Annotated in this window: 22 protein-coding genes and 1 pseudogene; 10 read left to right on the top strand and 13 right to left on the bottom strand. The window is 70.4% G+C overall.

Annotation, left to right across the window (positions count from 1 at the left end):
- Positions 1 to 50 precede the first annotated feature (50 nt).
- The 3 genes from AB0K80_RS07815 to AB0K80_RS07805 all read right to left on the bottom strand — a co-directional run bounded on the left by AB0K80_RS07815 (position 51) and on the right by AB0K80_RS07805 (position 2,209).
- The gene (locus tag AB0K80_RS07815; RefSeq protein WP_365666954.1) at positions 51 to 908 is read right to left on the bottom strand and encodes a fumarylacetoacetate hydrolase family protein; all 858 of its coding nucleotides are present in this window, start codon (positions 906 to 908) and stop codon (positions 51 to 53) included.
- Positions 909 to 1,069: 161 nt separating this feature from the next.
- Positions 1,070 to 1,783: a membrane protein insertase YidC gene (gene yidC, locus AB0K80_RS07810; protein ID WP_365666952.1), complete on the bottom strand. Its 714-nt coding sequence runs from the start codon at positions 1,781 to 1,783 to the stop codon at positions 1,070 to 1,072.
- Positions 1,784 to 1,882: 99 nt separating this feature from the next.
- Positions 1,883 to 2,209 carry a DUF6412 domain-containing protein gene (locus AB0K80_RS07805; protein WP_365666950.1) on the bottom strand — a complete coding sequence of 109 codons (327 nt, stop codon included), beginning with the start codon at positions 2,207 to 2,209 and terminating at the stop codon, positions 1,883 to 1,885.
- 236 nt (positions 2,210 to 2,445) lie between these two features.
- On the opposite strand from AB0K80_RS07805, the gene AB0K80_RS07800 reads away from it, so the two are divergent.
- A complete protein-coding gene (locus AB0K80_RS07800) occupies positions 2,446 to 3,921 on the top strand; it encodes a glycoside hydrolase (protein WP_365666948.1) in 1,476 nt (491 codons plus the stop codon).
- A 286-nt stretch (positions 3,922 to 4,207) separates the two neighbouring features.
- On the opposite strand, the gene AB0K80_RS07795 is transcribed toward AB0K80_RS07800, so the two are convergent.
- Positions 4,208 to 5,737, bottom strand: coding sequence for a protein kinase (locus tag AB0K80_RS07795; RefSeq protein ID WP_365666946.1), 1,530 nt, complete (start codon positions 5,735 to 5,737; stop codon positions 4,208 to 4,210).
- Between the two features lie 152 nt (positions 5,738 to 5,889).
- Here AB0K80_RS07795 and AB0K80_RS07790 point away from each other — a divergent pair, with 152 nt between their 5' ends.
- Entirely contained in the window at positions 5,890 to 6,906 is a 1,017-nt protein-coding gene (locus AB0K80_RS07790; protein ID WP_365666944.1) for an SEC-C metal-binding domain-containing protein, read from the top strand.
- A gap of 62 nt (positions 6,907 to 6,968) precedes the next feature.
- A complete protein-coding gene (locus tag AB0K80_RS07785; RefSeq protein ID WP_365666942.1) occupies positions 6,969 to 7,169 on the top strand; it encodes a DUF5988 family protein in 201 nt (66 codons plus the stop codon).
- A gap of 55 nt (positions 7,170 to 7,224) precedes the next feature.
- Here the strand turns inward: AB0K80_RS07785 and AB0K80_RS07780 are convergent, their stop codons facing one another.
- Complete coding sequence (locus AB0K80_RS07780; protein WP_365666940.1) at positions 7,225 to 8,205, bottom strand: YDG/SRA domain-containing protein; 981 nt, start codon at positions 8,203 to 8,205, stop codon at positions 7,225 to 7,227.
- A 158-nt stretch (positions 8,206 to 8,363) separates the two neighbouring features.
- On the opposite strand from AB0K80_RS07780, the gene AB0K80_RS07775 reads away from it, so the two are divergent.
- The 3 genes and pseudogenes from AB0K80_RS07775 to AB0K80_RS07765 all read left to right on the top strand — a co-directional run bounded on the left by AB0K80_RS07775 (position 8,364) and on the right by AB0K80_RS07765 (position 11,921).
- Positions 8,364 to 11,525, top strand: coding sequence for a DUF3427 domain-containing protein (locus AB0K80_RS07775; RefSeq protein WP_365666938.1), 3,162 nt, complete (start codon positions 8,364 to 8,366; stop codon positions 11,523 to 11,525).
- A pseudogene (locus tag AB0K80_RS07770) lies at positions 11,522 to 11,806 on the top strand (helix-turn-helix transcriptional regulator); the annotation flags it as partial. The gene AB0K80_RS07775 and the pseudogene AB0K80_RS07770, both read left to right, overlap by 4 nt.
- A gap of 7 nt (positions 11,807 to 11,813) precedes the next feature.
- Positions 11,814 to 11,921 (top strand): DUF397 domain-containing protein, encoded by a 108-nt coding sequence (locus AB0K80_RS07765; RefSeq protein WP_365666936.1) that lies wholly within the window; start codon positions 11,814 to 11,816, stop codon positions 11,919 to 11,921.
- Between the two features lie 170 nt (positions 11,922 to 12,091).
- Here the strand turns inward: AB0K80_RS07765 and AB0K80_RS07760 are convergent, their stop codons facing one another.
- From AB0K80_RS07760 to AB0K80_RS07750, 3 genes are all read right to left on the bottom strand, one after another.
- Positions 12,092 to 12,481 carry a hypothetical protein gene (locus AB0K80_RS07760; RefSeq protein ID WP_365666935.1) on the bottom strand — a complete coding sequence of 130 codons (390 nt, stop codon included), beginning with the start codon at positions 12,479 to 12,481 and terminating at the stop codon, positions 12,092 to 12,094.
- Between the two features lie 43 nt (positions 12,482 to 12,524).
- Entirely contained in the window at positions 12,525 to 13,130 is a 606-nt protein-coding gene (locus AB0K80_RS07755) for a hypothetical protein (protein ID WP_365666934.1), read from the bottom strand.
- Positions 13,131 to 13,347: 217 nt separating this feature from the next.
- Positions 13,348 to 13,722, bottom strand: a complete 375-nt coding sequence (locus tag AB0K80_RS07750) for a VOC family protein (RefSeq protein ID WP_365666932.1) — start codon at positions 13,720 to 13,722, stop codon at positions 13,348 to 13,350.
- 264 nt (positions 13,723 to 13,986) lie between these two features.
- Here AB0K80_RS07750 and AB0K80_RS07745 point away from each other — a divergent pair, with 264 nt between their 5' ends.
- Positions 13,987 to 16,059, top strand: a complete 2,073-nt coding sequence (locus AB0K80_RS07745) for a PA14 domain-containing protein (RefSeq protein ID WP_365666931.1) — start codon at positions 13,987 to 13,989, stop codon at positions 16,057 to 16,059.
- A 41-nt stretch (positions 16,060 to 16,100) separates the two neighbouring features.
- Here the strand turns inward: AB0K80_RS07745 and AB0K80_RS07740 are convergent, their stop codons facing one another.
- From AB0K80_RS07740 to AB0K80_RS07720, 5 genes are all read right to left on the bottom strand, one after another.
- Positions 16,101 to 17,066, bottom strand: coding sequence for a D-2-hydroxyacid dehydrogenase family protein (locus AB0K80_RS07740; RefSeq protein ID WP_365666929.1), 966 nt, complete (start codon positions 17,064 to 17,066; stop codon positions 16,101 to 16,103).
- 22 nt (positions 17,067 to 17,088) lie between these two features.
- Positions 17,089 to 17,580: a MarR family transcriptional regulator gene (locus tag AB0K80_RS07735; protein WP_365666927.1), complete on the bottom strand. Its 492-nt coding sequence runs from the start codon at positions 17,578 to 17,580 to the stop codon at positions 17,089 to 17,091.
- A gap of 60 nt (positions 17,581 to 17,640) precedes the next feature.
- A complete protein-coding gene (locus AB0K80_RS07730) occupies positions 17,641 to 18,468 on the bottom strand; it encodes an alpha/beta hydrolase (RefSeq protein WP_365666925.1) in 828 nt (275 codons plus the stop codon).
- Positions 18,469 to 18,585: 117 nt separating this feature from the next.
- The gene (locus AB0K80_RS07725; RefSeq protein ID WP_365666924.1) at positions 18,586 to 19,119 is read right to left on the bottom strand and encodes a DUF2267 domain-containing protein; all 534 of its coding nucleotides are present in this window, start codon (positions 19,117 to 19,119) and stop codon (positions 18,586 to 18,588) included.
- A 410-nt stretch (positions 19,120 to 19,529) separates the two neighbouring features.
- Positions 19,530 to 19,949: an Hsp20/alpha crystallin family protein gene (locus tag AB0K80_RS07720; RefSeq protein ID WP_365666922.1), complete on the bottom strand. Its 420-nt coding sequence runs from the start codon at positions 19,947 to 19,949 to the stop codon at positions 19,530 to 19,532.
- 164 nt (positions 19,950 to 20,113) lie between these two features.
- Between AB0K80_RS07720 and AB0K80_RS07715 the strand changes: the two genes are divergently transcribed.
- From AB0K80_RS07715 to AB0K80_RS07705, 3 genes are all read left to right on the top strand, one after another.
- Entirely contained in the window at positions 20,114 to 20,416 is a 303-nt protein-coding gene (locus AB0K80_RS07715) for a hypothetical protein (RefSeq protein WP_365666920.1), read from the top strand.
- Positions 20,417 to 20,784: 368 nt separating this feature from the next.
- The gene (locus AB0K80_RS07710; protein WP_365667297.1) at positions 20,785 to 22,263 is read left to right on the top strand and encodes an alginate lyase family protein; all 1,479 of its coding nucleotides are present in this window, start codon (positions 20,785 to 20,787) and stop codon (positions 22,261 to 22,263) included.
- 173 nt (positions 22,264 to 22,436) lie between these two features.
- Positions 22,437 to 23,756, top strand: coding sequence for a serine/threonine-protein kinase (locus AB0K80_RS07705; protein WP_365666918.1), 1,320 nt, complete (start codon positions 22,437 to 22,439; stop codon positions 23,754 to 23,756).
- Positions 23,757 to 23,950 lie beyond the last annotated feature (194 nt).

Genomic DNA, 23,950 nt, shown 5'->3' with positions numbered 1-23,950 from the left:
CAGGGCGGTCGCTGTGGTGGGCGCGCCGCCCTGGACGCGGAGCGGAGCCCTCAGGCGTCCTTCAGCTCCTGCCGCTGCCGCCCCAGCCCCTCGATCTCCAGCTCGACGACATCCCCGGCCCGCAGGAACGGCTTCGGCTCGGGCTGTCCCAGGGCGACCCCGGCAGGCGTACCCGTGTTGATGACGTCCCCGGGATACAGCGTCATGAACTGGCTGACGTACCGCACGACCTCCCCCACGGGGAAGATCTGCTCCGCCGTCGTCCCGTCCTGCTTCAGCTCCCCGTTGACCCACAGGCGCAGCGACAGGGCCTGCGGGTCGGGCACCTCGTCCGCCGTCACCAGCCACGGCCCAAGCGGGTTGAACGTCTCGCAGTTCTTGCCCTTGTCCCAGGTCCCGCCCCGCTCGATCTGGAACTCCCGCTCGGACACGTCGTGCGCGACGGCGTACCCGGCGACGTGCGCGAGTCCCTCCTGCGCCGAGTCCAGATAACGGGCCGTCCGTCCGATGACCACCGCGAGCTCCACCTCCCAGTCGGTCTTGGTGGAGCCGCGCGGGACGAGGACCGTGTCGTACGGACCGACGACCGTGTCGGGCGCCTTGAAGAAGATCACCGGCTCGGCGGGCGGCTCGGCCCCGGTCTCCCGCGCATGGTCGTGGTAGTTCAGCCCGATGCACACGATCTTGCCGATCCGGCCCAGCGGCGGCCCGATCCGCAGGCCCGTGGCGTCCAGCACGGGCAGCTCGCCGGCGTCGGCGGCGGCCCGGACCCGGCCGAGCACCGCGTCGTCGGCGAGCAGGGCCCCGTCGATGTCCGGGACGACGTCCGACAGGTCCCGCAGGGTCCCCTCGGCGTCGAGCAGGGCGGGCCGCTCCGCCCCCGCCGTACCGACTCGCAGCAGCTTCATGTTCCGTCGTCTCCCTCGGTCGCGGGCGCCCGCCGATCCCTGCGGCCCGGGTGCGGCGGGCGGCGCAGCCGTCGGAGGACCGGTCGATCCTCCAAGGCGGGCGTCCAGTCCGCAAGACCCCGTTCACGGACCGGACCGCGCCGTCGTGCGGCAGTCCCCGTTCACCGGTACAGCACGGCCCGCTCGACGGCACTCCACGTCGTACTGGTCACCACGTACAGCGCGGCGGCCAGCGGCACCACGGCCACGGTGACCAGGGTGAAGAAGGACAGGAACGGCAGGACCTTGGTCACCGCGCCCAGCCCGGGCACCTGCTCGCCCTCCGCCACCGGCAGCACCGGCCGCGCGGCCGTCATCAGCTTCGTACGGCGGTAGGTGAACGCGGCGACGCCGGCCACGACGGCGAACAGCCCGGCGTACACCAGCCCGGCCCCGCCGAGCGGTCCGCCCGCGCCCAGCGCGTCCGCCCAGCGCCCGCCGAGCGGTGCGGCGAACAGCTGGTGGGTCAGCAGTTCGTTGGCGCGCCCGCCGATCGTCTCGCTGGAGAACAGGTGGTACAGCAGGAAGAAGGCGGGCAGCTGGCACAGGCTCGGCAGGCACCCCGACAGCGGCGACACCTTCTCCGCGGCGTGCAGTTCGAGTACGGCCCGCTGGAGCTTCTCGGGGTGGCCGGCGTGCTTCTTCCGCAGCTCGGCGATCTTCGGCTGGAGCCGGGTGCGGGCCTGCTGCCCGCGCGCGGCGGCCCGGGACAGGGGGTGGACGAGGAGGCGTACGAGCGCGGTGAACAGCACGATCGCGGCGGCGGCCGCCGAGGCGCCGAACAGCGGCTGGAGCAGGTCGGCGAGCCGCTCGACCAGGGATGCGAAGACGGACATGGGTGAGCCCTCCGGGGTCTCGTCGTGCCGGGAGGCCGGGGAAACCGGACCTGGGGATGGCGGCATGACGACCCGCGCGGGGTCACCGGCAAGGTGGCCCTACGCGGCGGTCGCCGGAAGGGCGTGTCCGGGTGCCCGGGGCCGGGTGCGCCCCCGGGCATCGGGATCGCGCTGCGGCAGGAAGGCCGTACGGCGGTTCCGGTCGCGCAGGGCCGTACGGACCCGGGTGGGCGGCACGACGGGCACGCAGCGCGCGGCCAGGAGCGCGCACACGGCGAGCGCGGAGCCGGCCGCGGCGGTGGCGGCGAGGGCGACGGTGGCGGAGAGACTGCCGGTGTCGAGCAGCGTCAACGGAACCACCGCGAGGACGACGAGCAGGGGCGCGAGGGCGGAACGCCACCCGGCCATGGCCCGGTTGCCGGTCATGGGCGCCCCTCCCTTCGTACGCGTGTGTGTCTGCTGTCGGTTATACAGGACGGCTCTGCCGCGCACCCTTCTGCCAACCCTTGGAGAAATGGTAGGAGAAAGCGCTGTCACACCTCTCGACAAGCTCCCCGGTCGCCCCCGATGCTTCGTGGTGACACGCGGGGGTGATGGCCGGAAATCGCCCAACTCGACCGATTTCTGTCGCCGTTGGGCGTTGTGAACGAGAGGCGGACACCATGATCCGACGCAGGACCCTGCTCGCGGCCGCGGGCGGCACCGTCCTGGGCAGCGCCCTGGCGACCGGCACCGCGCACGCGGACGCCACGGTCGCCGTGAACCCGTCGACGACCTACGGCACATGGGAGGGCTGGGGGACGTCCCTGGCCTGGTGGGCCAACGTCTTCGGCGGCCGGGACGACTTCGCCGACCTGTTCTTCACCACCAAGTCCGTCACCTACAACGGCGCCTCGCTGCCCGGCCTGGGCCTGAACATCGCCCGCTACAACCTCGGCGCGTGCAGCTGGAACTCCGTCGGCGGCGCGAGCATGGTGGCCTCCCCCAACATCCCCCGCTTCAAGCAGATCGAGGGCTACTGGCAGGACTGGAACAACGAGGACCCCACCTCCTCGGCCTGGAAGTGGACGGCGGACGCCACGCAGCGCGCGATGCTGGTCAAGGCCGTGCAGCGCGGGGCGATCACCGAACTCTTCGCCAACTCGCCGATGTGGTGGATGTGCCTCAACCACAACCCCTCGGGCGCCTCCGACGGCGGCAACAACCTGCAGTCCTGGAACTACCGCCAGCACGCCTCCCACCTGGCGGCGGTGGCCCTGTACGCGAAGAACAACTGGGGCGTGACCTTCCGTACGGTCGACGCGTTCAACGAGCCGAGCTCCAGCTGGTGGACGGCCACGGGCACCCAGGAGGGCTGCCACATGGACTCCTCGGTCCAGCAGGCCGTCCTGCCCTACCTGCGCAGCGAACTGGACAAGCGCGGCCTGACCGGCGTGCGCATCTCCGCGTCGGACGAGACCAGTTACGACCTGGCCCGCACCACCTGGAACTCCTTCAGCTCATCCTCGAAGTCCCTGGTCGACCAGGTCAACGTGCACGGCTACCAGGGCTCGGGCGGCCGCCGCGACCTGCTCTACTCGGACGTGGTGACCACGTCCCGCAAGGTGCTGTGGAACTCCGAGACGGGCGACAAGGACGGCACGGGTCTGACCCTGGCGAGCAACCTCCTGCTCGACTTCCGCTGGCTGCACCCCACGGCCTGGGTCTACTGGCAGGTGATGGACCCGACGGCGGGCTGGGGCATGATCAAGTACGACGGCAGCACCCTCCAGGCGGGCGCCGTGGAACGCAAGCTCTATGTGATGGCCCAGTTCAGCCGCCACATCCGCCCCGGCATGACGATCCTCGACACGGGCGTCGACTACGCGGTGGCGGCCCTGGACAGAACGGCGAAGCGCCTGGTCATCGTGGCCCTGAACAAGTCCACGTCCGCCCAGACCCTCACCTTCGACCTCTCCCGCTTCACCACGGTGACGGGCGGCTCGGGCGGCCTCGTCCCGCGCTGGACGACGTCGACGTCGGGCTCGGGCGACGCGTACGTGGCCCGCTCGGACACGTTCCTGAGCGGCAAGTCGCTGCGCGCCTCCTTCGCGGCGGGGGCCCTGCAGACGTTCCAGGTGGACGGTGTGACGGTCTAGGCGTGCGGTTCGGGGAGCCGGTACGTGGAGCCGGTAGACCGCTGGCAAGGGCTCCGTGCACCGCGCGCTGCCGGCCATCGCACCGGCTCCCGAACGGCGCGGTGGCCGCACGTCGCGCAGGGCGGGCGGGCGCCGAGCCGCGGGCCGATCAGGAAGGACGCCGAGCCGGGACCCGATCACGAAGGACGCCGAGCCGGGGCCCGATCACGAAGGACGCCGAGGTGGCCCGTTCACGAAGGACGCCGAGCCGGTGGCCCGATGAGGAAGGGCCCGGCCGACGCCTCGATCATGACGGGGCCCCGAGGGCCTCGGCGAGGAAGCGGGCCTCGTTCTCCCCGAGGCGGTAGGCGATCTTGACGGTGGGGCCGGTGATCTTCTCCATGACCACGGGAGCGGCCAGCAGCCGGTGGGAGTCCGTGACGAACGCCAGTTTGCCGTGCGGTCCCGCCTGCCCGGCGGCCTGGCCGGCCACGGCCCCGGTGAGTTCGCTGAACGCGGCCCGGTCCGCCTCCTGGAACGTGACGTCCACGGCCCAGCCCGACATGCCCGGGTCGGTGTCCCGGTAGGCCCGCACGGCCTTGAAGCGCCGTACGGTGAGGTCTTCGCCGTCGTCGGACGTGACGACGCAGGTCTGCCGGTCGTCCGACTGCCAGGAGCGGCCGCGGGGAGAACCCTCGGGGCACATCCCCGGCGACTCGCTCTCCACCGGCAGGATACGCACGGGACTGTCCGGCTTCCCCGCCTGCGAACCGGCCTCCGCCGTCCAGGGCCGCAGGACCACCAGCACGGCGACGGCGATCGCGGCGACGACCCCGCCGCCCGCCAGCAGAACCGTCCGCACCCGCCGGGCCGGGCCCATGACCGGCGCTGTCAGATGTGCCGTCGGCCGTGGCGGCCCCACCGGTCGGGTCACATCGTCCGGCTCCGCCCGGCGCTCCGCTTCCCGCACCGCGCGCATCCGCTGCGCCCGGTGCTGCTCGATCGCCCGGACCCAGCCCGGCGGCAGCCAGTCCTCACCACCGCGCGCGTCCGGGTGCCGCGCCAGCCACTGCTGGCAGTGCGCCAGCACCTCCCCGGGGGTCGGCCGGGCCGACGCGTCGAGCTCCAGGCAGGGCAGGATCAGCGGCTCCAGCGCGGCCGGCAGCCCGGTGAGGTCCAGGTCGCCGGCCGCGGTGCGCACCAGCTGTTCGAGCGCGGAGCCGGCACCGCCGTCCCGGTACGGGGCACGCCCCACGGCGAGGTGGAAGAGCGTCGCGCCCAGCGAGAACACGTCGGACGCGGCGGTCGTCGGCTCGGCGCGCGCCTGCTCCGGCGACGCGTACAGCACCGTGCCCAGGGCCGCCTGAGTGCGCGTGACGTCGTTCCCCTGCGAGATGCCGAAGTCGATGACGCGCGGACCCTCCACCGGCAGCAGCACGTTGGACGGCTTGACGTCCCGGTGCACCAGCCCCGCCGCGTGGATGCTCAGCAGCGCCTCCGCCATGCCCGCGGCCACCCAGTGCAGCGGCCCGGCCTCCAGCACCCCGCAGCGCTCGACCAGGTCGCGCAGGGACGGGGCCGGTATGTACTCGGTCGCCATCCACGGCACGGCCGCGTCCGGATCGGCCGCGACCACGCTGGCCGTGTAGATGCCGCGCACGCGCTGGGCGAGCCGCACCTCACGCGCGAACCGGCGGCGGTCGTCCGCCGAGTCGGCGAGCAGCGTCTTCACCGCGACCGTACGGCCCCCCGGCGAACGGGCCAGCAGGATGCGCCCCATGCCCCCGCTCGCCAGCTGCTCCAGGACGACGTACGGCCCGAACCGCTCGACCGGCATCTCCACCCCCTGTGCGTGCGGGCTTCAGTATGGCCGCCGCCGTTCGAAAGAAGGAGGACAACCGGGAAGATCAGTCGGCCGGATCCGCCGGTGGGGGGTTTTGACCTGCGCATATCTCACGCTTGTCAGCGGCCGGCAGTACGGTGTCGTCCATGCGCCCCGACACGTCTGCCGAGAACGTCGACCACACCGCCGAAGCGGCACGCCTGGAGCGAACCGCCGGCCTGTATCCCGAGGACGCCGAGGCCCTGCTGCTGCGCGCGGCGGCCCACCTGGAACTGGCCGGCGACCGCCCCGCCGCGACCGCGCTCTACGACCGCCTGCTGAGCTCGACGGCCGACCTGGACCACCCCCACCTGGTCCGTGCGCTGAAGGCCTCGAACCTGTGGGAGTACGGCCACGAGGCCGAGGCCCGCGCGATCATCGAGGGCATCCGCACGGCGGCCCCGCGCGATGCCGCCGCGTGGGTCATCGTCGCGGAGTCCCTGGAGTCCCACGACGAGCTGGAGTCGGCGCACGAGACGTTCACCGAGGCCGTACGCCTGCTGCTGACGGACGTCCCCGAACCCCCCTACGCCACCCACCCCCTCCTCTTCGGCCGCCACCGGGTCCGCCGCATGCTGGGCGTCCCCCACGACGAGTGGGACGCCCTGGCGGACTCGGTCCACGACCTCCCCGTCTCCCTGGACGAACTGCACGACCCCAAGCGCGTGTGGTCCCTCGGCTCGGAGAACCCGGCGGAGCTTGAGGCGGAGATCCTCCGCCTGCGCGCGGAACTGGGTGCGTACCGGGCGGCCCTGTCCCGCCCCTTCCCGGTGGCGATGCTGCACTGGCCGGCGGAGGAACTGACGGAACTGGTGGAGGCGTACCCGTCGCTGGCGGCGGAGTACCCGTCGTACGAGACCCACCTGGCGGCGATAGAGGAGGCCCTGCGCGAACTGGCCTCCTCCGGCACCCCGAACCTCGGCATCGTCAGGGGCACGGTCCCCTCGTACGAGGCCTTCGCGGCCTCGGAGGGCTCCTCGCCGCAGGACACGACCCTGCTGCCGCAGTACGCGACGACCCTGGCAGCCCGGGGACGGGCGGTGGCCTGGCCGCCGCAGCGGGAGGCGGCGTGCTGGTGCGGGTCGGGGCGGACGTACGGGGAGTGCCACGGGCAGGCGGCCTGACCGCACCGCGCCGCTCGTCCCTCCCGAGATGCGCCACCCCAGGCCGCCGCAAAACTGGACCTATGACCACAAAAGCACTCCTGAACGGCGGCCCGGCCGACCTGTCCGGCAAGGTCGTCCCGATCACCCCACCCGGCCAGGAACTCAAGATCCCCCACCGGGGCGGCTACGAGCACTACCGGGTCACGACCCGGCACGAGGAGACGGAGGAGGGGGAGGTCACGGTGTATCGGTGGTGGGAGCGGACGGAGGTGGCGGAGTAACTCCTGTGGAAGTCCCCGACGTATTCTCCGGGCAATAGGCGCCAGCCAACACCCCTCAGCTGGCGCCTTTGTTCTCCCACACACTGCGGTGATAACGAATGTACTCCGGATGCACTTGATGCCATCCTCTCATCAGGAGCCTTGGCAAGACAGGCATATCGAGCATCCCCGCGCGTACCACAATGGACCAATCGTCGGCCACAACTATTGCGCCAATGTCAAGTCGAACATGACAGTTAGGGCACAGACACAGTAGGTTCTGCTCCACGTCGGGGCCATGATGAGGCTTACCAAGTGGCTTTATATGTGCACCCTCGCTGTAAGATTTCCCATCCGGGCCCACCAGACGGATCCCACAGAACTGACACTCCCCCTCGTAAAGGTCCTTCACTCGCCGGGATACCTCTGCATCGCGCACGAGTCGTTGTATCCGCACGGTCCGCACTTCCGGAAATTTCACCTCACCCGGCTCGTCGGCTAACTCTTCAAGGAGCCCGGCCACGTGCCTCTCTACCGGCGTGCTTCCCTGAAGTGGATCAGCCAGCCTTTCAAGATCGAACTGGCAGATCTTAATATCAGACCCGTCCGGCGCAGGAGATTTTGAAACGGCGGTCCTGATGGCGACAATCTTGTACAGGCCATCATACCGGTAGTCATCCGGCAATGAGTATCGCGAATCTCCCCTGTATCCCCGGATGACCCGAATCGGATGACCACGCTCGTAGCTGCGCTTCAGAGCGGCGTTATCTCGGTAAGACCAGGATTGACTGCGAAGCAGTCGCCCTGTTCTTTCGTCTTTATCCTTGTCAGGCGAGGCACCCGTGTACCGCACCCACGTCCAGTGATCCTCGTCGTCCTCGTAACCACCGTTCAGGACGATGGCATCACCAACCTCCTGACCGTCCCGATCCTCTAGCCAAGAGATGCCCTTCTGGTTCGTGCGGTGCAACTTGGCGCGCATCAGGTCGGCTCGGCGGTGGAACACAGCCCCCACAGCGACGCCTTCAATGTGACCGATGACTCGTTCGATTCCCACGAGCCCATACTGGATCTACGTTGATCAACTATGTCAATCTACTTGTGGAGGTTGACCACTTACAGTGCATGGTCTGACCGGGACGCGTCCCTGCCCCTGGCTGTCAGTGCCCTCTGTTACACATGGCGCCAGTCGTCTAGAGGACCGGGGGAGCCAGGATGCCGAACGGACAAACGCCGCACCCACCTGCCGTAGGTCTCTACGAGCAACTCATCACGCTCCGCCTTGAGCATCAGCTTGAGGAGCTTGCCAGCCTCGGTTGGCATCCCGTGAGCGACGCGGTGGGTCCGGAGTCTGTGCCGCACATCCTGGCGCGGCATGTTGCGGGAACGGTTCGCCGCGTGCTTCAGAATCTTCCGGCTGAGGAGCGGGTGTATGCGGCGAACCAGATCCTGGAGTCCATCAGCACGCTGAGAGGTGCTCAGGAGTGGGTGGATCTGATCGCAGACGGGCCACGGCAACTCCTAGCGCTGACAAGGCAAGAGGCTCCGGGTGTCTTTGCCGTACGCCCAGGCATCCCGCTCTCCGACGCGGCTCTGATCACCAACTCCCCGGAGGACCCGAGCCTTGGCTTCGAACTGCGCGCGGAACTCGCCACTGCAGACCGTGTGGACCTGCTGTGCGCCTTCGTGAAGTGGCACGGTCTGCGGATCATCGAGCAGTCGCTGAAGGCAGCCCATGAACGCAGGGTACCGATACGGGTCATTACAACGACCTACATCGGTGCAACCGAGCGTCGCGCACTGGACCGGCTGGTGGAGGAGTTCAACGCTCAGGTCAAGATCAATTACGAGACTCGCTCAACGCGGCTGCACGCCAAGGCGTGGCTATTCCGCCGAAGGAGTGGATATCACACGGCCTACGTGGGCAGCTCGAACCTTTCCAAGGCGGCGCTTTTGGACGGCCTGGAATGGAACGTCCGACTCTCTTCTGTCGCCACGCCTGAGGTGCTGCGCAAGTTCGAGGCCACCTTCGACGCCTATTGGAGCGATCCCTCCTTCGAGACCTACGACCCCCAAGCCGATGGCGAGCGCCTTCAGGATGCGTTGGCGATCGCAGGCGGAACATCGGCGACACCCGCTGCTGAGCGCAGGATCACGTTGTCACGGTTGGAGGTGCGCCCGTATCCGCACCAGCGGGACATGCTGGAGCGGCTAGAGGTTGAGCGAGAGGTGCACGACAGGCACCGGAACCTGCTCGTGGCAGCCACAGGTACGGGCAAGACCGTGATGGCAGCGCTGGATTACAAGCACCTTCGCAAGAAGCACGGCCGTGACCTCCGGTTGCTCTTCGTCGCCCACCGCAAGGAGATCCTTCAGCAATCGATGAGGACTTACCAAGACGTTCTCATAGACGCGAACTTCGGCGAGGCACTGCATAGCGGTGAGATCCCGGATCGTTGGTCACACGTCTTCGCAAGCGTGCAGTCCCTCCACGCTAGGGGCCTGGATCGCCTCGCCGCCGATCACTTCGACGTGATTGTGATCGACGAGTTCCACCACGGAACCTCACCGACATACCGAAAGATCGTTGACCACTTCAAGCCGTTGGAGTTGCTGGGCCTCACGGCGACGCCCGAACGGATGGATGGCAAGAACATCCATGACGAGTTCTTTGGCGGTCGCATCGCCGCCGAAATGCGCCTTTGGGAGGCGCTAGAGAACGATCTCCTCAGCCCTTTCCATTACTTCGGCATCAGCGACTCCACGGATCTCAGCACAGTGGAGTGGAAGCGCGGAGCGTATGACCCGGCTGCTTTGAGCAACGTCCTGTCGACCAACGTTAGGCGTGCCCGGCTTGTTGTCCAGGCTGTGCAGGAGAAGGTAGCCGATCCCAGCAGCATGCGTGCGTTGGGCTTCTGCGTGTCAGTTGCCCACGCCCGCTTCATGGCGGAGGCCTTCCGCACGGCCGGCCTCAGCGCCATCGCGCTCTCCGGCGAGACGCCGGCCGAACAGCGCAAGCAGGCGCTGGACGACCTGGCATCAGGTGCTCTGCAGGTGATTTTCTCGGTGGACCTGTTCAACGAGGGGCTCGACATCCCAGACGTCGACACGTTGCTCCTCCTGCGCCCCACAGCCAGCGCCACGGTGTTCCTGCAGCAGTTGGGCCGCGGACTTCGCCGCTCCGAGGGTAAAGCGGTCCTCACTGTGCTCGACTTCATCGGACAGCACCGCAAGGAATTCCGTTTCGAAAACCAATTCCGCGCCCTTACTAACCTCACCCGCAAGCGGCTACTAGACCACATTGAACACGACTTCCCTAATCTCCCAGCCGGCTGCCAGATTATCCTCGAGGAGAAGGCGAAAAAAACAATCATCGCCAACATCAAGGATCAGATCGGCGCCAACGTCACAGCACTAGCACGCGAAGTTGCGGACTACGCCGAGCCGGTGCTCAGCCGCTACCTGGAGGAGAGCGGCCGCGAACTCAGTGAGCTCTATCGAGGCAACGGCAACTCCTGGACGGGCCTGCTGCGTCGCGCGGGACTATTGAAAGGCAAGGCGCCGGCAGGCGAAGCAGCGCTTCTCAAACGCATCCCGGCATTCCTACACGTAGATGATCCGCTCCGCGTGGCCGCATACACACGAATGCTGGAGGATGATGCTCCTTCCTATCGCGAGCTCGATGAGCAGGGGCAGGCGTACGCCCGCATGCTCTTCTTCCAGCTATGGCCGCTCGGTGGCGTGACCCGCAAGGGTTTCGCCAGCTATGACGCCGGGTTCGAGGTGCTTCGCCAGCATGAGGCCGTGCGGAGTGAGCTCCGCCAGGTGCTGGCGTACAACCTCGCACACACCGAGCACGTACCTATTCCGCTGCTCGGGATCGGCGGCGAAACGGGGATTCCGCTGACCGTACACGCCTCGTACAGCCGTGAAGAGATCCTGCCTGCCCTCGGACAGTCCTCCATCGGCGGCTTCATGCCCGGCGATTTCCGAGAGGGCGTGAAGTGGTGCGCATCCATCAAGACCGACGCTCTGCTCATCACCCTGGACAAGGACGAGAAGGACTTCTCACCACAGACCCGCTACCACGACTACGCCCTGAGCGAGACCTTGTTCCACTGGGAGTCCCAGAACCAGACCTCGGAGACCTCACCCACAGGTCTGCGATACCAACGCCACGCCACTGAGGGATCCCACATACTGCTCTTCGTGCGCCGCTACAAGACCTCGGACATCGGTGGCGCCCAACCGTGGATACTGCTCGGCCCTGCTGAGTATGTGGAGCACACGGGTAGTAAGCCCATGGCGATCACGTGGCGACTAAAGCACCCGATTCCTGCGGATGTCTGGACGTATTCAGCCATCGCGGCCGGGTGACACTTCGCGCCCCGTCGTACGGGACGGCACGCCGTCGGCGCCTCTCGATCGAGCTGAAGAAGCTCCGTGAGAAGAGCGCGCTCACCTGCGCCCAGGTCGGTGGGGCTCTGGACTGGAGCGGCTCAAAGGTTAACCGGATGGAGACGGGCAGCGGACGCGTCCAGCCGTCGGACATCGACGCCCTATGCCGCTTCTACGGCACCAGCGACGAACTGCGTGAGTTTCTCAAGTCGCTGGCTCGGCAAGCCAAGGTACGGGGATGGTGGCAGGTCCACGGTGCGTGTGCTGATGCGTGACTCCAAGCATCCGCGAGGACCTGCCGTCTCAGTCGGCACCGCTGCCTGGCAGTACTTCGCGGATGCGGTGGCTGACGGACTGCTGATCGCTCACGTCTGAGGGCAGTGGCACAGCACGCCGGACGGCCGAGTTCCTCAGACCCCCCGGCCTTTCGAGCCCGGAACGCAGCAACCCGCCCGCCCCGCAAGCAGCGGAACGGCCCGCCGGACGGCTGAAGTCGGCGTCCGACGGGCCGTAGCTGTCGCTGCGCCCCGCGTCGGGGCCCCTGCTCAGCCGGCCGCTGACATCACCGCGCCGAGCAGGGCGGGGGCCAGGACCAGGCCCGAGGCTCGTGCCATCGTCCGGTGGCCGTGCTTCTCGGTGAGTCTGCGTACCGCGAAGGCCGCGACCAGGGCGAGCGGGAAGACGACCAGGGCCGCCTGTTCGATGCCGATGGTGTGGCCCGTGAGGCGTCCGGCCGCTGTCATCGCCGCCGCGCCGACCAGGAGGGCGAGCAGGACCGATCCCGCTCCGAACCAGCGGCCTTCCAGGTTCTCGATGACCTGGGCGAACCGTGCGCCGGAGAGCTTCATCCGTACGGAGCTCACCAGGGCCGCGCCGAGGACGGCGAAGCCGGCGACGAGGAAGGTCCACTGAAGAATCGTCGCAACCGTGTGCATCGTCGCGCCTTCCTTTCCCTCTCTTTCCTCAACTCGCGGTAACTCACCAGCAGTTCTTGATGACCTGGTCGACGCCCAGGATCTCCGCCGCGATGGCGCCGAGGCCGGTGCCGGACTCCTCGAAGACCTCCATGATCGCCTTCTTGAAGCTCTTCTTGCCGCGCTTCTTCTTGTCCTGGATCTTCTTGACGACCTTCTTGATGCCGCCGAGGTTGTCGATGGCCTTCTTGACCTTGTAGATCTTTCCGATGGCCAGCACGTTGGAGCCGACGGCCAGCAGGATGCCGCGGGCGCAGCCGCCGGCGTCGAACTTCATCGGCTGGATACGGCCCTCACCCGCCGTGTCGCCGAGGCGCTGCTTCAGCCACTGTTCGGTGGCCTCCTGACCCTGGGCGAGGACCTCTTCCGGGATGTCGCTGATGATCTGGAGGGCCTCCTCCAGACCGGCGAAGGCGGTCTCCTCGTCCAGGGACTCCAGCGCGTCGAGGCCGGTCTCCGCCTCGGCGGCCACGGCGGTCCCCGGCATCGTCGAGGTGGCCCGCTCGGCGGCCGTGGCGCTCGCCAGCGGTGCCGCCACCGAGAGAGCGACGGCCGCCGCCGTCAGCGCGGCGATCTCACGCAGTCTCCTGGACGACGTGGACGCGGTCATGTCTTCCCCCTGATTCTGTTGTCGCGCTGACTGTGTGTCGAGCGTTCAGCGCGGTGATCGGTCATGCGTGCCGCGCCAGGGCGTCGGTCTTCGGCCGCTGGTCAGGCGGCCGGAGGGAGCGGCGCGGCGTAATGATCATGTGAACAACGTGCCCTACGGGGCAACTCTTTTGAGGAAGACCTGAGCAAGCAGGCCCTGTACTCAGGGCGGCCGGCCGTCAGCCCAGCTCCCCCCGCTCCACACAGAACTCGTTGCCCTCGGGGTCGGCCAGCACGATCCAGCCCCGGCCGTCGGGGCGGGTGTGGTCGGCCAGTTGGCGGGCGCCGAGGTGGAGGGCGCGTTGGACCTCCTCCGCCCTGGTGCGGCCGGCCGGCTTGAGGTCGAAGTGGATGCGGTTCTTGGCCGCCTTGCCCTCCTCGACGCGGACGAAGAGCAGGCCGGGGCCTCCGGAGGGGTCCTCCAGGAGGGCCTCCGGGTCGCCGGGCTTGTCGTCGTCGGAGAGGGGCAGGCCGAGCAGCGCGCCCCAGAACTGGGCGAGTTCGTACGGATCGCCGGTGCAGTCGAAGGTGATGTGGCGGATGGTGGGATGCAACGGCCCGCTCCCTGGCGTGGGTGGTGGTGATGGCCGTTGCAGGATCGCGGAAGGCGGGGCGGGCCGCGACCTATTTAGGGCGGCCGGCAGGGGGCATGCCACGGCCGTCGGCGGGCCCGCGAGTGAAGGGCGGGCGCGAGCCCTCCGGTCATGTGTGAGGTACGCCACATGTGGTGTGCGGGCAACCCCCCGCCCTCGCCGAAGGTCTGGTCGGCGGTGGGAGGACACCGTCTCCTCCCCCGCCGACCCAGAACGAAGGAAGGCATGAACCGAGCCACTCGTGCGTCCGCCCTCGCCGCGACCACCGTCCTCGCGACGACCGGAGCCCTGCTCACGTGCACGTCGGCCGCCGGTGCCGCCACGGCGACCGTGACCTGTAAGTCGCCCGTCTTCAAGCGGCAGTTCTACGCGAACACGACCTTCTCCGGTACGCCGAAGAAGACCGACTGCGACGCGAGGATCGATGAGAACTGGGGCACCGGCGCCCCCGCCGCCGGGCTGCCCGCGAACTACTTCGCCGTGCGCTGGACGGTCACCCGGGACTTCGGCTCCGGCGGCCCGTTCTCGATCCCCGTCGCGACCCGTGACGGCCTGCGCGTCTACCTCGACGGCACGCGCAAGGTCGACATCTGGAAGAACGTGTCGACGACCCAGACGAAGACCGTAAATATCACCATCCCCTCCGGGACGCACACCCTCCGCTTCGACTTCGTCAACTGGACGGGCGCCGCGAACGTCAAGGCGGACTACCTGCCCCGCACCTCCGCCACCGTCGACACGGTCAAGCCCCTCGTCCCCACCGGCACCTCCCTCACGTACAACTCCTCGCACCAGGCCGACTTCAGCTGGGCGGCCAACAAGGAGATGGACCTCGCGGGCTACCGCGTGTACCGCCGGCTGCAGGGCACCTCGTACGGCAGCAAGCCGCTGGCCACGACGGCCTCCACCTCGTACACGGACACCACGCTGCCGAAGGACGGCGCGGTCTACTACTACGAGGTCCGTGCCTACGACAAGGCCGGCAACGAGTCCGCGGGTACGGCGGACAAGTCCGTCACCACCGTCGACGAGAGCGCCCCCGCCCCGCCGAAGGGGGTCGAGGACTCCTCGCGGCCCTTCTACTCCGAGAAGGCCGGCCTCTCCTGGTACGGGAACACCGAGGCGGACCTCGCCGGGTACAACGTGTACCGCTCCACCGCCGGCGGGCCGGTCCCACTCACCGCGGAGAACCGGCTGAACGGCGACAAGCCGCTCAGCGGCACCTGGTACGAGCAGCCGCTGCCGCAGACCGGGCACACGTACTCCTACGTCGTCACGGCGGTCGACACGCACGGCAACGAGTCGGCGGCCTCCGGTACGGCGGAGTTCTACACGCGGGACACGACGGGCCCCGTGGACACCGCGTACCACGCGACGGCGGTCGAGGACGAGCGCGGAGTCACGCTGACCTGGGACAAGTCGGAGGTCACCAGCGAGGACTTCGTCGGGTACACGGTCCTGCGCCACGACAAACCGCGCACGCAGAGCGGGCGCACGGTCGTGGAGGTCGCCTCGGGCATCCGGGGCACGTCCTACACGGAGGCGGCCCCGCCGCCGGGCGCCACGTACTACTACGCGGTCGTGGCGGTGGACGGCGCGGGCAACGGGGGCACCCCCTCCGTCGAGATGCCGGTCACCGTCGCCGGGAACAGCACGCCGCCGCCCCCGGTGACGGGCACGACCGCCACCGCCCAGGAGAACGGCGTCTCGCTGAGCTGGGACGCCAGTGACGACCCCGGTCTCGACCACTACCGCATCCTGCGGGGCACCCTCGTCGACGGCGCGTGGGTCTACAAGCCGCTCATCGACGCCTGGACCCTCGGGCCCAAGGAGGTCACACAGACCCACTACCTGGACCGCACGGTCGCCGATGGCGAGCGCGTCCGCTACAGCGTCGTCGCCGTCGACCAGTACGGCAACCAGCTCACCCCCGACACCGGCGCCGCCGTCCAGGACGTCACCGAGCTCGACCTGCGCCCCGACGCCGACGCCGGCCCGGCCGTGGGCGACAGCCCGCTCGGCCACCTCTCCAGCGACGTAAACGGCTCGGTCCGCTGGTGGTGCAGCGACACGGGCGCCAACGGCAGCAAGGTGACCGGCTTCACCGTCTACCGCTGGAACCGGTCGACGCATGTCTTCGACAAGGTCGACGTCCAGACGCGCGGCGACAGCGGCGGCTGGACGTACACGGACACCACCCTGCCCAAGGGCACGACCACGTACTACCGCGTGACCGCCACCCTCGCCGACGGCACGGAGACGGCCGCCCTCGAGACGGCGATCGCCTCGGTGGACTAGAGCGTGATCACCGGTCCGCGGGCGGCGTGGCCGGCCGCCGGTCAGGAGGACGGGAGGACCCGTACGGGCGACCCGTCCAGGTAGGCGCGGATGTTCTCGACCGCCTGGCCGTAGTACGTCTCGTAGTTGGCCTGCGACACATAGCCGAGGTGGGGGGTGGCCAGCAGGCGAGGTGCCGTGCGCATCGGATGGCCGGCGGGCAGCGGCTCGATGTCGAAGACGTCGATGCCGGCGCCGGCGATCCGGCCCTCGTGCAGGGCGGTGAGGAGGGCGTCCTGGTCGACGATCGCCGCGCGGGAGGTGTTGATCAGGTAGGCGGTCGGCTGGAGCAGGGCGAGTTCCGCGGGGCCGAGGAGCCCGCGGGTGCGGTCGCCGAGGGCGAGGTGGACCGAGACGAAGTCGCTGGTCGAAAGGAGCTCCTCCTTGCCGGCGGCGAGCTCGACGCCCACCTCGTCGGCGCGTTCCCTGGTGAGGTTCTGGCTCCAGGCACTGACCCGCATGCCGAAGGCGAGGCCCACCTGGGCCACCCGGCTGCCGATCTTCCCGAGGCCGAGCAGACCCAGACGGCGGCCGTACAGGTCGGCGCCGACGGTGGACTGCCAGGGGCCACCGGTGCGCAGGGCGGTGCTCTCCTCCACGATGCCCCGGGCGAGGCCGAGGAGCAGGGCCCAGGTGAGTTCGACGGGGGGCGTGGAGAGGCTGGCCGTGCCGCACACGGTGACGCCGTGCGCCTCGGCCGCCGCGTAGTCGATGACCGAGTTGCGCATGCCGGAGGCGATGAGCAGCCGCAGCCGCGGCAGCCGGGCGATGAGGGAACCGGGGAAGGGGACGCGCTCCCGCAGGGTCACCACGATGTCGAACCCGCCGAGCGCCGCGGCGAGGGCGTCCTCATCGCCGACGTGGGTGTCGAAGGAGACGACCTCCACCTCGTCCGCGATCGGCGACCAGTCGGTGACCTCCGCGGCCACCTTCTGGAAGTCGTCCAGCACAGCGCAGCGCAGCCGCACGTCGTCCCCTCTCGGCTGTCTGTCAGTCGGGCAGGTTTCCGTTGCCGCCCAGGTTGGCGACGATGCGGCGCAGGACGTTGATCGTGGTGACGAAGTCGGCCGGGTCGACGCCCTGGTGGGCGCGCTCGTGGACCTGGGCGTTGCGGTCCCGGGCGCGCAGGCGGGCCGCCTCGCCCTCCTCCGTGACGGTCAGGGTGCCGGTCTCGCCGTCCTCCGTCAGCCAGCCCCGGCTGATCAGGTCGTCGTAGACGGCGTCGAAGTCGCTGTCCTGGTCGTCGTACGGGGTGAGGCGGGCGGTGAGGGCCGCGCGGGTCCAGGTGCCGGGGGAGCCGGCCGCGTGGTTGAGGGTCCACCAGTGGGGCTGGGTGAGGTTCTCCACGGCCAGTTGGGCACGGAGGGCCCCGACCACTCTGCGGTAGGCCTCGCCGGTCCAGCCGCCGATGGGCTGGGCGGCCAGTTCCTCGGGCGGGTAGTCCTTGAGGGGCGGCGCGGTGTCCCCGGTCGTGGTGTTCACGCGTCCTCCTGACGTGGCTGACGGTACGTCATCAACCTATCCCAGCATGGCGATTTGAGGTCAAGGGGAGGCGGGCGGGGTGCGCAGGAACGTCCTGATGGCCTGGTGGAGGCGGTCGGGCTGGTCCAGGTGGACGTCGTGGGCCGCGCCGGGGATGAGCCGGTGGTGGGTACCGGGGCGCAGGGTGAGCATCCGCTCCGGTTCGCCGGGGCGCATCGTGCCGTTCTCGCCCTGCACGAGGAGGGTGGGGCAGGTGATCCGTGACCACTGGGGCCAGTAGGCCGTGGTGGCGAGTTCGGCGACCGAGTCGATCATCACGTCCCGGTCGAAGGAGGCGTACCAGCCGTCCCCGCGCTTGCGGAGGGTTCTCGTCCACGCCTCGTGGCCCAGGAAGTCCCTTGCCTGCTCCAGGGAGGTGAAGGGGGTCGGCCAGCTGTCCAGCCAGCCCGCTATCCGGCCGGGCAGGTCGGGGTTCGGGCCTCCCGGGCCCGCCTCGACGAGGACCAGGGAGCGCACCAGGTCGGGGTGGTCCGCGGCCAGCAGCATCGCCGTGTGGCCGCCGAGGGACTGGCCGATGAGGGTGACGGGGGCCAGGGACAGTTCCCCGATCACCGTGACGGCGTCCCGGACGTGGGCCGCGCGGCTCGTGGACGCCGGGACGCGGGTGCTGGCGCCGTGGCCGCGGGCGTCGTACGTCACCACGCGATGGCCGTCGGAGCGGAGACGGCGGGCCAGGGCGTCCCATTCGCCCTGGTGACCGGCCAGGCCGTGCAGGAGGAGGAGCGGACCGGCCGCTTCCGCAGGGGCGGGGTGGTGGTCGCGGTAGGCGAGGCGGGTGCCGTCGGGGGTGGTGAGGATCGCCGTCTGGCCCTCTGGGTGGGTGGTCACGTGGCCCTTCGCTTCCGGGTGTGGGGGTGGGTGCCGGTGGAGGGCCGGCTTTCCCCTCCGCGGGGTGGTTGCCTCCAGCGGGCGGCCGGGCGGCGACCGCCCCGCGGGGGGCGGGGGTCACGGCGCTGGATTCAGGTCCGCCCGGCCGAACAACAGAGCGTAGCCCGCGGGGAGTTGGGCCAGGATGCGGGTCACGAGGTCGTCGCCGACCAGCTTCGGCAGGACGCTCAGGACCGAGCTGACGTCCCAGCGGGCCGTGGCGGACGTGGCTCCCTCGATGCGGGCGGCGACCGAGTCGACGAACTCCGCCGCGCTCAGCTGACGGGTGGCCGGGATCTGGGAGGCGACCACCCTGGCGGCCTGCTCGGGCAGGACCTGGGCGAGGTCGACCCGTTCGTCGCCGATGACGTGGCCGCCGAGGGCGGACAGCACGATGCGGGTGACGCGTTCCGCCTCCGCGCGGGTCGGGTACCGGCCCGCCTCCTGTACCGCGTCGATCAGCTCGCCCCAGCGGGCGTCGTCGTCCCGGGAGCGCCGGCCGCGGGCCGCGGCCGGGGCCGGGATCAGGGTCCTCGGGCTGGGGGACGTGTCCGTGGTCGCGGTCACGGTCGCCGGCGTCGTCGTCACGCTGGGCACCGTCGTCACGCTCATGTGCGGGCTCCTCCTCCGGGTCCTGCGGCGCGCCGGGGCGGGGCGAGGGGGCCTTCCGGGGCCGTGGACCGGCCCGGCGGGGGACGGGGCCGGCGGTTCTGCGGTGTGGTGCCGCCGTGCACGCGCGTGCGGTGCGGCGCCTGCGTGCGGCACCCGCGGCGCCCGCGATACTCGGTGCTCGCGGCGCCTACCGTACTCGCTACGCGCGGCGCCTGCCGTACTCGGTACGCGCGGTACGTGCCGCGCCGCAAGGTGTGCGTGCCGTGCCGCCGTCGTCCGCCGGGCCGGGGTGCTCCGGGGCCGTCGCCCCTCCGGGACGCGTCAGACGTGGGTGAGTGCGTCCCGCGGGCGGGTGCCCGCGGGACGCTTCTGCTGGATCCCCTGGCGGTGGATCCTGCGGGGGATCTGGATCAGCTGTTGAGCTGCTTGCGGCTGTCTCCGCCGGTGATCTGGATACGGCGCGGCTTGGCCTGCTCGGCCACCGGGATGCGCAGGGTCAGGACGCCGGCGTCGTACGCGGCCTCGATGCGCTCCGTGTCGAGGGTCTCGCCCAGGAACAGCTGGCGGGTGAAGATGCCGGTGGGACGCTCGGCGACCACCAGCTCGGCCCCGTCGGGGGCGGGGGACTTCCGCTCGGCGCGCACGTTGAGGACGTTGCGCTCGACATCCAGCTCGATCGACTCGGGGTCGATGCCGGGGAGGTCGAAATGCACGACGAACTCGTCCCCTGACCGGTAGGCGTCCATCGCCATCGCGGACGGGCGAGTGGCGCCGAAGACCTGCTGCGCGAGTCGGTCGAGATCGCGGAACGGGTCCGTACGCATGAGCATCACAGTTCACTCCTTCCCTCAGGCGCTCTCCATGCGATGCCCTACGGTCTTCTTCTTATATAGCTCGGGGGAGGAAACTTGACAAGCCTCGACTCAGGTTGGAGGGGTTAGCCTCGGGAGCTGCAGGGGGCATCCCCGTCGGTGCGGTACGGCAGGAGGCAGGTATGGCGAAGGTTCCCGGTGCGGTGGTCGCCGCGGGCGGGCTGGTCGGCGGGTACGGCGTGGCGCGCTGGACGGGCAAGCGGCAGCTCGGCGGAGCCGTTCTGGCCGTGGCCGGGGCGGCGGCCGCGCAGCAGTGGCGGCAGCGGGCCGGCGGGAAGGCGGCCGGGGCACTGACGGCCGCGTACGTCGCCGCGTTCGCCGGGTCCCATCCGCTGGCCAAGAAGGTGGGGGCCTGGCCTGCCGTGTTCGGGGTGGCCGGGGCTGTCGCGCTGGCCTCCTGGGCGGTGGCCGACCGGCGGGGCTGAGGCGGAGCGGGGGCCGGGCGAGACGGCTCGTCCTGGCCTTCCGTACCCACACAGACTCCGAACGCGGAAGACCCCGGCCCTGCCATGCAGGACTGGGGTCTTCTCGCCGAGCGCCGGGCAGGCCTTGCACCTGCATCTCCCCGCAGGAAGCGGGGCGTCTTTCCTTGGACCACCAACGCGTGACCGGCCGTGGTGAGTTGTCCCGGCCGGACGTAGATCACTATACCCGTCCCCGGGCCGCACCGCGACTCGGGGGATTTCTGTTATCGCCGCCGGTCCGCCGCGTCTCCTCACCGTCCCCCTCGCAGGCACACCACTGACGACGTTGAGGTACGAGGCACGTGACACGACAGATCAGCCGCCGGAGCATGCTGAAGGCCACGGGTGTGGCGGCGGGCGCCGCCGCCGGACTCGCCACGGTGGCCGCCCCCGCCGCCGCGGCGGGTGCCCGCTACGCCCACCCCGGGCTGCTGCACACCCGCGCCGACCTGGCCCGTATGGCGGCGAAGGTGAAGGCGGGCGCCGAGCCGTACACCGCCGGGTACGCCAAGCTGGCCGCCAACCGGCATGCCCGAAGCGGCTGGAAGCCGAACCCGCAGCCGGTGGTGTACCGGGGGGCGGGCAGCCCGCAGAACTACGCGATCCTCTACTACGACATCCACGCGGCCTACCAGAACGCCCTGCGCCACCACATCACCGGCGAGGCCGCGCACGCCGACACCGCCGTGGCGATCCTCAACGCCTGGTCGGCGCGGCTGACCCGGCTGGAGGGCAGCGCCGACCGGTTCCTGGCCGCCGGTCTGTACGGGTACCAGTTCGCCAACGCCGCCGAACTCGTGCGCGACCACCCGGACTTCGCGCTCGAGCGGTTCCAGCGGATGCTGCTGGAGGTGTTCAGCCCGCTGAGCGAGAGCTTCCTGGCCCGCCACAACGGTGCCGTCGTCACCAACTACTGGCCCAACTGGGACCTCACCGCCCTGGCCTGCGTCCTCGCCACCGGGATCTTCTGCGACGACCGGGAGCGGGTCGGGCGGGCCGTGGAGTACTTCCAGCACGGGGACGGCATGGGTGCGATACGGCACGCCATCCCCGTCGTGCACGACGACGGGCTCGCCGAGTGGGTGGAGGCCGGGCGCGACCAGGGGCACGCGCTGCTGGGAGTGGGGCTGATGGGCGCGGTGTGCGAGATGGCCTGGAACCAGGGGATCGACCTGTACGGCTACGACGACAACCGGTTCCTCAAGGGGGCGCAGTACGTGGCCAGGTGGAGCCTGGGCGGCCACGTGCCGTACACCGCCAACACGCGCAAGAAGGGGGCGGTCGGCGGGTGGTCGGGGCAGGAGACGGCCACCAGGGCCGCGCCGGTCGACCCGGGGATGACCCGGCCGATCTGGGCGATGATCGCCAACCACTACACCAAACGGCGGGGGCTGGCGGCCTCGTACCTCACCCGGGCCGCGGCGAAGGCGGCGCCCGAGGGCGGGGGCGGGGACTACGGGCCGAACAGCGGGGGGTTCGACCAGCTGGGGTTCGGGACGCTGGCGTTCACGCGGGACAGGGGTGAGGTGACCGGGGCTGCGCCGGCACCGGCGGCGCAGGGGGCCGCTGTTCCGTCTGCCTCGGCCTCGGCAACGGCTCCGGGCTCCGCTTCGGCTCCGGGCTCCGCTTCCGCTTCGGGCTCCGCTTCCGCTTCGGGCTCCGCTTCCGCTTCCGCTTCGGCTGCGCGCCGGGGTGGGCGGGACCTGGCCACCACCGGGTCCGGGGACGCGGTGGCGTGGACGGCGGCCGCGGGGGTCGGCGCCGTTGCCGGGGGGCTGCTTCTGCTGCGCCGCAGGGGGCGGCTGTGAGGGCACCTCAGAACGGCTGCCGGAGCCGGGTGTAGAGCGGACCGGGGCGGCGCGCAGGACGGGTCCGGCCGGGCGCGTGCCGCATCGGCGGTGAGGCGCGGGCCACGACGGGTACACGCCACCACACGTCGATGTCCGCGCCCTGCTCGTACCGCAGCAACGGGAGACCTCACATGAAGGCCCGCCGATCAGCCTTCCCCTCGCCCCTCCGCACGCCCCCCGACGTGGTGGCGGGCCGGTACCGGCTGGGAGCCAGACTCGGATCCGGCGGCGCCGCCGACGTGTACGAGGCGGTGGACCTGTGCCTGGAGCGGCCGGTGGCCCTCAAGGTCTTCCGGCCCGGCGCCGACCCGGCGATGGCCGGACGCTTCGCGGACGAGGCCGTCCTGCTGGCGGGGCTCCAGCACCCGAACCTGGTCACCGTGTACGACGCGGGACGGCACGAGGAGTGCGCCTACCTCGTCATGCAGCTGGTGAAGGGCCCCACCCTCGCCCAGCGCATCTCGGCCGGGGCCATGGAACCCGCGCGGGTGGCCCGGATCGGCAGTGCCCTCGCGCAGGCGCTCGCCGAAGTGCACGCGGCCGGCATCGTGCACCGCGACGTCAAACCGTCGAACGTGCTGCTGGACGCCGCGGACGTCCCGCACCTGACCGACTTCGGCATCTCCCGGATGATGGACGCCACCCGGCGTACGGCCTCCGGTGAGCTCATCGGCACCGCCGCCTACCTGGCGCCGGAGCAGGCGCTGGGCAAGGCGGTGGGGCCGCCCGCCGACATCTACGCGCTCGGCCTGGTCCTGCTGGAGTGCCTCAAGGGTGAACACGAGTACGGCGGCACGCCGCTGGAGGCCGCCGTGGCCCGACTGCACCGTCCGCCGGTGGTGCCGGCCTCGGTGCCCCCGGCGCTCGCCGAGCTGCTGCGCGCCATGACCACGCTGGAGGACACGGCACGGCCCGACGCCGCCAGGTGCGCCGAGGTGCTGGCCGCCCTGTCCGACGGGGACCTCGTACCGGCCCGGACGGCTCAGCGCGGCGGCCGGATGGGCGCCCGCCGTCCCCTGCTGGTCACCGGTACGGCCGTGCTCACGGCACTGCTCGGAGCCGTGCTGGCCATCGCCCCCGAGGGCCAGGACACCGGCGACGACCGGGCCGCTCCCGACACGAGCCGCTCCGCCCCCGTACGGACGCCGTCGTCTCCCCCGGTGTCACCGGAGAGCCCGCGCGCCAGCGTGCGGCAGCCGGCCGCGTCCGCGTCCCCGTCCGCGGCGCCCTCGACGGCTTCCGGTCCCGCCTCGCCCTCCGGTCCGGGGAGGGTTACGTCACCGAGCCGTTCGGACAGCGGCCCCGGCCCGGGGACGCCGGCGGACCGCGAGGACGCCCCGAGCCGCCGGGCGGGCGGGGGCCCGGGTGCCGCGGTGCCCGGGGGCGCGAAGCCGTCCGAGAAGCCGGCGCAGTCGAACGGCCGGGCCGCGGACAAGCAGCGGCAGCGCTGAGTTTTCCCATAGGAAAGTGGTGGGGCCCCCCGGCGGCGGGGGGGGCCCAAGGAGGTGGCCGGAAACCCGGGGGGGGGGGGGGCCCCCCCAACCCACACACGGACCGTGACGCAAAAAAACAAAAAGAAGAGAAAAACCACCACCAACCCCCGCAACCCGCGCAAACCGCCCCGCACCCACCACAAACCAAACAA

This window comes from Streptomyces sp. NPDC052682, from assembly GCF_040678435.1.
In the GTDB taxonomy this organism is placed as follows: domain Bacteria; phylum Actinomycetota; class Actinomycetes; order Streptomycetales; family Streptomycetaceae; genus Streptomyces.
The sequence above is the reverse complement of the archived record's forward strand: the minus strand, read 5'-3'. Positions and strand labels throughout refer to the sequence as shown.